A 7,856-nucleotide genomic window follows, 5' to 3' on the forward strand; every position below is an offset into this window, starting at 1 on the left:
GGCCGGATAGGGTGAATACAGTCGACTAGTTCGGCAGCGGCTCGCTTCCGCTATTCCAGAATCAACGATGCCGTCTTCTCCGGCGGGACATCTACGGGAAAGGCGGGCGCAAGCTCCGGGCGCTCAGCAAACGTTCTGTTCGATAGGTAGCCATAAACTTTGGTGGCGCCCCCTCTGTTAATGCTGATCGAGGAGTTAGGGCCGACGAAGTACGCGGAACCGCTTCTTAGAGACTAAACCATGGGTCCTGTCCCTTAATGAAATAATTCCAAAAGCGGCAAGTTAGCCTTTGACTCGCCATTAGGCTTTACGATGTCAGCTATGCATAGGGAGCGGATCTGCGAGACTCGGCACCGATGACCGTGGCAAGGTAGATATTCTTGCCACCCCATTACACAGCAGGTACGGAATGCCGCCTACATAGACGTGGCCCGGCTGGCGATGAATTTGCCGCCAAGTAAATCTAGTTTGACTCGGCGGTCAGGCTTGCGCCTGATGGTTATGCACCGACGCCGTTCAGCAAATCCCTTAAGTGTCATGGAGTTTATGTTTCAAACGCCCCGCTTGTGATTCGTTAAACCGAAGCCCGTATCGTCATTGAGGCTTGCATCGATTCGTTTGGCATCACAAAGCCTGTGCACGCCGTCGAAGATGGTCTTGATTCCTACTCCGATAAGGGCGTCAAAATGCATTTTAACCTGCGCCGCTCACCGGAGTTGAGCCATCTGTAGGGCGGGGAACGCTTGAGCTTTAACACGTGCCCCCCTGTAAGCTGAGTACTCCGTTCAGTAACCTTAGGCAAACTGAAAGTGAGTTGCCAGCGTGACTCCTTGGCAAACACTTCGCAGCCTTGCGCGAGATATCGCATTCTTCGCGCAGCTTAGCGTTCCCTTTTCTAACTGGCGTACCTGTTCGGAATCGATTGCAATTGGCTTCACTGTCAGGTGCAAGTTTTTGGTACCAGCATTCTGAGAATTCGAGACTTTCGTGTTCCGAGTAGTTGATGCCGGGTCCAGGGGTGTGTTGGCCCGAACCGCATGTTTTAGCCGTCTGTTGTCTCGAGTGATGCAACAAAGCAAATCCCAAGAGGTCTTGACTGCCGCCAGGATCACAAAAGGTTGGCGGCGATCAAGCCATAAACACATGCAACAGGGGCTTCATTCCCGAAACGCCACTACGAAGGCGTTGCCAGTCTTCCATGTCAACTGATAGAATTTGCTATCTGCTTAGCGATCGAGAAGAGAGAAGTTTGACGGTGGGAATCAAGATTGAAAAGTCTGGATCAGCACTTTTAGTTCATTGGTCTGAAGAAGTTGAACAGTATTTTGCGGATAGGAAAATATTTCCTGGCTACCCTTGGCGTACCTCCAAAGTATACGCACCCGGCCAGAAAATCAGGCTAAAAAGCGACGTTACTGTAGAGCAGTACTCGAACCAGCCCCAAAACCGTATTTGCGAATTTGGAGCTTTCTCCTATTGCCGCACTCCCCAAATCGACCTCGACTTCTCCTTAGGAAGATTTTGCTCAGCTGGAACGAACATAAGGATTTCCAGCCCCGAGCATCCTGCCGGGCGCTTTACATCTCATCCGTTGTTCACTTTCCAACATACTCGTGAAATATTGGCAGCTGATTTCGGAATTGAACCCCAGTCTGCATTTCAACGCCTTGCCGAGGCTGCTCCGTTGATTGGCAACGATGTCAGGATTGGTGACGGCGCGACGATTGCTCGTGGAGTGAAGGTAGGAGACGGGGCCATCATACGCCCAAACACGGTCGTAACCGAAGACGTCCCCGCTTTCGCGATTGTTGAGGGTAATCCGGCTCAGATTATCGCCTTTAGATTTGATAGTGAAGAACTTAGAACACGGATGCTGGCTTCGCGGTGGTGGGATTATCACCCTGCACAGTTGCCGATAGAGTACTCGGAAGACATACCGCTTTTCCTAAAGAAAATTGAGTCCATGAAAGCTTCGGGCGAATTGCCTCCGGCCGACTACTCGCGTTTTAGCGTTGGGGAAGACTTATTGGCCATGGCAGATGGCCGAAAACCGAGCGAGCCGTCTAGGCAAGTTGCCATTGAACCTCCCACGTGGCAAGACTACATGGAGAAGCGGATCAAGGGCCGAGAAAAGGGAATACCGTGGTTTCTACATGACAAATTGAAGTGCTATGAGTACTTGGAAAGGCATGGAGTTGCGACAATCGTACCTTTTAAGACCTTTACCGACCCGAAATCAATTGACCTTAGCGGGCTCCCGGATACATTCGTTGTAAAACCGAGTTTGCAATCCTCAACTAAGGGCGTCATGGTTCTAACCAAGCAGGGCGCTGACTCTTACTGGGATGAGATGAAGCGACGTTCACTCACACTCGATGAAATAAGAGAGGAGCAGGAAAAATATTTTTTGGAAACTAAGGCTGCCGGAAAATGCGTGATTGTTGAACCAAAGATTTTCGATTTAGATCCGGAAAAGTACTCAATTCCTCGAGACTTTAAAGCGTATGCTTTTCACGGTGAAGTGGGACTCATGCTTGAGATTGATCGGAACACAAAGCCAAGCTCGGTAAGTTGGTTTGATGGAAACTTCGAGCCAATCACCGATGAGCGTATTTCTTGTAACGAATCGTATGTGCAAAATACGCCCAAACCGGCCCCATCTCGTTACCGAGAGATTCTCGATCTAGCTAGGCGCACATCAAAGATGTTGCCGACGCCCTTTGCGCGAGTCGATATGTACTTGACAGATGACGGCCCTAAGGTGGGAGAAATCACTCTCGCTCCTGGAGGGCTCTACTACGGCACCCACTATTCAATGTCCCAAGAACAGCAGAGACTGATGGGAGAAATGTGGAGAAACGCCCTAGGCTCTATTGATGGTCTCAATAGAGCCTAGGTGCCTAGGTGCGCCTCTGCCTCACACGGGATACCGATCTAAGTTGAAGGTTTGTTGCCTAAGCGATGTTATTCCCGTCGCATTGGACAAGGAGTCAGGCGTCATTTTCGACATGACCCGTTGAGTTCTGGATACACCCAGCGAATCATCGTTGTAGCCTGTGCTTCAGACAGTTTAAGGATCATCTTCGGTAGTTTTCGGTGCTCCATGCCCTCGATAAGGTTAAAGCGGTCTGCCTAATTGAACACGTGTTCCCCATATTGATCGTAGTTTGAACCCCTTGGGGTAACCACAAGGACCGGCTGCTTCCAGGTATAAGGTGGCACAACACTATCGCATTGTAGTGTCGACAACATCAACTATGAAAGATGCCTGGCTGTCCGCCGTCCGGGCACACGCCAATAACGGCTACTGGCGTGGCCTCAATGATGGTCAGCGGACCGGCATCAGCGGCACCGGTGGATGGCAAGTCCAATTTCCGCGGTACAGCAGATGGTGTCGGCAACGAGGTTTCCAGGAGGCTTCGCAGCACGGACCCTGGTGGGTTTAGATGGTTGTGCAGGAACTTTCATCTTCACACCAGGGGACCCTACATGTTGTGGCGATCCGCTGAACCCGTCGTGTTCTACCTCGCCCCGCTACGCACTCCGAAACCGGAAGAGCCGTTTTAGTTTCAGTAACGGGCTACACCAAACAGGTCTCGGAGCCTCGGGTGCAATACAACAAACCTCCCTTCCAATCAGCCCAACAGGATGTCTGTGAAGCTGCGAAGACAGATCATGTCAAGAATCAACGTTTGCCAGAGAAGAACGCATATCCTCAATGCCTCGAGCGAGAGCACCCACATCGCCAATTGGAACAGCGCCGAGGTTTCCTCGCCCTCGGTGCAGTTCTAAGATAGGAAGATCGAATGCAGCACAAGGTAGCCCGCACGTCATTGACTCCGCAATTGCGTACCCAAACGATTCCATCAGGGATGTCGATACGTAAACACCACCACGATCGCGTGCCGACCTGTATAGATTAGCCATCTCAGGCTGGGAGAGGTTCATGTAGAGCTGAATTCTATCTCTGATCCCCATAGCGTCGCATTCAGACAAGAAGCTCGCAGTTCGTGCTGGCTCGTGTTCCAAACTTACGATAAACACACCGATGTATTCATCCGGTAGTTGGGCCAACGCACGCACAGCGTATTGATAGCCCTTGTTCTTGTCAAAACGCCCGACCCAAACCAGGGGACGTCGATTCCCCGTAGCGAAGTGCGGATCATTATCGAAAAAGTCCGCGACACCGTCAGCCCTAAAAACACGTTTATCGACCAAGTTAGGAACTACCGAGAGTCGACTGAGTATGCGGCGCGGCAGCCTCTCCCCAATCTTCATTCTCATGGCGTCCGACGGAACCACTATCTCACTCAGCTTATCGAGGTCTAGAATTTTTATCTCTTGTTCTACCACAGGCATGCTAGAAGAGTGGAACTCGTAAATCACTACAACGTCTGGGTTCTCTACCAAAGCATTAGCAATTTTAGGAGCGCTCAAAACATGAACCGAATCGTACTCCACACGGTTAGTCAAGTACGTAAGATAAGCGTTCGCTCTATCCTCGCGTATGATCCGAACTTCGGCATTCGGTACATCGGCAAAAGTTTGCAGTCCACCCCGGTCTTTTAAGAAGACTACGTCGAACTGAGTGTCCGGCTCATCCGCGGCCCTACCGCGAATCACGGAGGAAACGCCGCCCTTTGAGCAATTTGGGTAAATAATCAACTTACGCATCAGTTTCTCCTAGCACTTACTTTCCGGGCTTCATGATTTCGAGCATTTCGCGAGCTCTATCATCCCAGGATGCACTTTCGAGGAAGCGAGTAAGCGTTTCAATTTCGCCATAGGTCAATTCAGAGTCTAAGGCGCTCTCAATGCAATGAACGAACTCGTCCACTCCACGATAGACCCAAGTCGAAGGATACTCATGCACCATGCCCATGGGGGCAGTAACGCATCGAAGTCCCCATGCAAAGTACTCATAAATCTTATTCGGATCTACCGATCTCGTGAGCGGAATGTCCGCGAAAGGAATGAGACCAGCCTTCCAATTCTTTACTATTGGTCGAAGTTCGTCATGATTCATCGCACCTAGAAACTCGACATTTCTCGGTAGTACAATCCCTTTAGGCATTCCGTGCCCTACGATCTGGAACGTGACATCTGGCAGCTTCTTAGCTGCTTCCACCACTAACGGCCAATCAAACCAGCTTTCGGTCAAATGTCCTACATAACCGACTTTCCTCGAGGCATTTCGCTGCGCAGTTACTTCGGTTGAGCGAAGTTCACGAGTTGAGTCGATGACGTGCTTGTTGACGGCATTCGGGATAACAAAGTGACGCTCAAGGGTGGGGTACAACGAAACCAGTTTCTCATCGAGAGCGGCGCTGACGCTAACAACTGTATCTACCATCCGGAGCATTTGCCGCTCGAGCTGTGGGTCATACCATTTGGAATATCCTACCCGATTAAATTCTTCCATATCATCGCGGCATTCATAGACCGTGGTCCAACCGGCTGTCTTCAGCCGTTGAACCGCGGTCACACTTTGAATACTTGGGAAAGAAGAACAAATAAAAGTGCTGTTTTCGGGTGTTCGATCTGCAGTAACAACCTCCAGCAATTCGTTAAAGTCAGCGCGTGGAATCTGCGCTAGCTTATCGCTCACCATTGCTGGATACTCCTGCAACGACCCGAACGGGATAAACACAATTCCTATTCCTAAACGGCTATACGCTGCGGCTAGATTATTAGGGCGCAGCGACAAGGTCTCGTGCCCCAATGGCGGAGCAGTTGTGTCGATAATCATCAAAGGAGTTTCGGGCCCCAACTGTCTGATGAAATCTCGAATGCTAAAGGAGTGATCCTGAGCCACACTACTTTCAAAGGGGCCAACGATAGCAGCACGAGAACTCCCCCAATCAACACCTGCAATTTCGAGCGTCGTAGCCCCCTTAGGGACCTCAATCGTGCGTTCAAATCTTGTTTCGATGGATTCTCCCGCAGACAGTCCTATGAAAGACCCAAACCTCGGGTTTTGCGGCAAGTCCGTCGTCCCCAAAAGCTCGTTTCCATTGCTGCCCATGAAACGCACGCTAAGCGGAGCAATATTCTTCAGCTCCTTGCTTGGAATATATGTCGCCGACAGAGTCAATTCTCGTGCTGAGGAATCCAAAGCAATACGCTGAATGAACTCACTTGACGAAAGCGTAGCAGGCTTACCTGAAGGGTATCGAAAAGCAGCCACACCGTCTGAAGTGGTTTGGAACTGGAAATCACCTAAGAGCATTGTTGGACTCCCGTTCTTCCCCTTCCTCCACTGCTTCCCCACAGCTTCGAAGACAACCGCTTTAGGAGGAACAATAATGTCCAGCCGGTCCTGAACGGGCTTCCCATCAACAGAAGGCGAAAGGTAAGAATAGAATCCCACTGCTTCGGAGATACGGCTCCACTCAAAATCCTCAATCGGTTCCCCGTCGGAATCCAAGAACTTGAATGCGACAAGTGCGAGTCTTGAACGATCGTCTTCTGAAACAGTCTCAACAAATAATGAGATTTTTTGTCCTGGCGAAACATTTTCACGTAGGCTAACGCCATCCAACGGGCGCGTTAATTCATCAATCTTTTGAACTGCCATTTTCCTCTCTGACTTTCCGATTCTAGGGCTCTTTACAAACGAGGATTGTTCAAGGCAATGATAGCTTACCTGACTGTAAGATCAGGGCGATTGGGCTAATCAAGAGGGTGTTCATCTGCAGCGATTCACCCCTATTGCTGAGTCGATGTTGCGGACTGAAGTGAAGCGTCCTGAAGTTTGTTCCGCTTCTTTTGTGGTCTCGTGGTGATCTGCTGGGTGAGGTAGTACTCGATTTCTATTTCCTGTGGGTGGTTTAACCCAGTGCTTCGTGAAGACGCTTAGTGTTCCACCAGTTCACCCAGCGCAAGATGGCGTGCTCGACTTCCGCGACCGACGTTCACGGTCCTTGGGTATGATTTAGTTCCGCTTCGTAGAGACCGTTGACTGTCTCGGCTGGGCCTGGCCCCCGGAAAGTAGACACGTCGGGGGTTAGCTATGCTGCTTGGGTCAGTGTAGCTGATGTGAGTGCTTCGAAGGCATCGGGGGCTAGAAGATTGCACCAGGAGTGCCGTCTGCGCGTGTTGTAGCGCATGCACCATCGGAAGACTTCCTGGCGACAGCTGATTGGACTGTCAAAGACTTTCTGATCACGTAGCACTTCACGCTTTAAGGTGGCGTTAAATGATTCTGCCAGGGCATTATCGGCACTCGTTCCCACCGCGCCCATGGATTGGCGCACGCCAAGCCGGGCGCAGTGGTCCCTAAAAGCCTGTGAGGTGTACACACTGCCATGATCAGAATGGAAAATTACCCCTTTAAGGCTTCCACGGACTTTCCTGGCATGAGATAAAGCTTCGATAACCAGCGATACCCGCATGTGATCTGCGAGCGCATGGCCAACGAGCTTGCGCGAGTAGACGTCGATGACCGTGGCCAGGTACATGTTCTTGCCGCCCTTACACGGCAAGTAGGTGATATCGCCTACATAGACGTGGTTCGGCCCGTCAGCGGTGAATTTACGGCCTACTAGATCTGGCATGACTCGACGTCCAAGCTTACGCCTAGTAGTGATACACCGACGCCGCTTAGTAAAGCCTTTCAGGCCCATGGATTTCATGATGCGTGCGACCTTCTTGTGATTTATCGGAGGAAAGTCCTTATCGGCTTTAAGGCTTGCAGCGATGCGTTTAGCACCATAAAGCCCGTGCTCATCATCGAAGATGGTCTTGATTCTCGCACCAATAAGAGCATCGGAACACGTCTTTAACCTGCGTTCTTGGCGGGTGTTGAGCCATTTGTAGAACGAGGCGCGATTGAGCTTTAACACGTGGCACATCCG

General features: G+C 50.8%; 4 protein-coding genes and 1 pseudogene. 1 reads left to right on the plus strand and 4 read right to left on the minus strand.

The annotated features are described in order from the left end of the window. Positions 1–1,198 precede the first annotated feature (1,198 nt). Entirely contained in the window at positions 1,199–2,896 is a 1,698-nt protein-coding gene (locus HMPREF2635_RS01575; protein WP_083321271.1) for an ATP-grasp fold amidoligase family protein, read from the plus strand. A gap of 782 nt (positions 2,897–3,678) precedes the next feature. Here HMPREF2635_RS01575 and HMPREF2635_RS01580 read toward each other — a convergent pair. The 4 genes and pseudogenes from HMPREF2635_RS01580 to HMPREF2635_RS01590 form a co-directional block, all read right to left on the minus strand. Further along, positions 3,679–4,674, minus strand: coding sequence for a glycosyltransferase family 4 protein (locus HMPREF2635_RS01580; RefSeq protein WP_070821166.1), 996 nt, complete (start codon positions 4,672–4,674; stop codon positions 3,679–3,681). 16 nt (positions 4,675–4,690) lie between these two features. Then, a complete protein-coding gene (locus HMPREF2635_RS01585) occupies positions 4,691–6,577 on the minus strand; it encodes a glycosyltransferase family protein (RefSeq protein WP_070821167.1) in 1,887 nt (628 codons plus the stop codon). Positions 6,578–6,771: 194 nt separating this feature from the next. Further along, a pseudogene (locus tag HMPREF2635_RS13190) lies at positions 6,772–6,971 on the minus strand (integrase core domain-containing protein); the annotation flags it as partial. Between the two features lie 39 nt (positions 6,972–7,010). After that, positions 7,011–7,856 (minus strand): IS3 family transposase (locus HMPREF2635_RS01590; RefSeq protein ID WP_141761667.1); only part of this gene is annotated, 846 nt, incomplete at its 5' end.

This window comes from Corynebacterium sp. HMSC035E02 (genome assembly GCF_001836065.1).
Lineage (GTDB): Bacteria > Actinomycetota > Actinomycetes > Mycobacteriales > Mycobacteriaceae > Corynebacterium > Corynebacterium hiratae.

Coding starts and splice junctions, on each gene's coding strand:
- HMPREF2635_RS01575 (WP_083321271.1), top strand. CDS start 1,199: ATGTCAACTGATAGAATTTGCTATCTGCTTAGCGATCGAGAAGAGAGA.
- HMPREF2635_RS01580 (WP_070821166.1), bottom strand. CDS start 4,674: ATGCGTAAGTTGATTATTTACCCAAATTGCTCAAAGGGCGGCGTTTCC.
- HMPREF2635_RS01585 (WP_070821167.1), bottom strand. CDS start 6,577: ATGGCAGTTCAAAAGATTGATGAATTAACGCGCCCGTTGGATGGCGTT.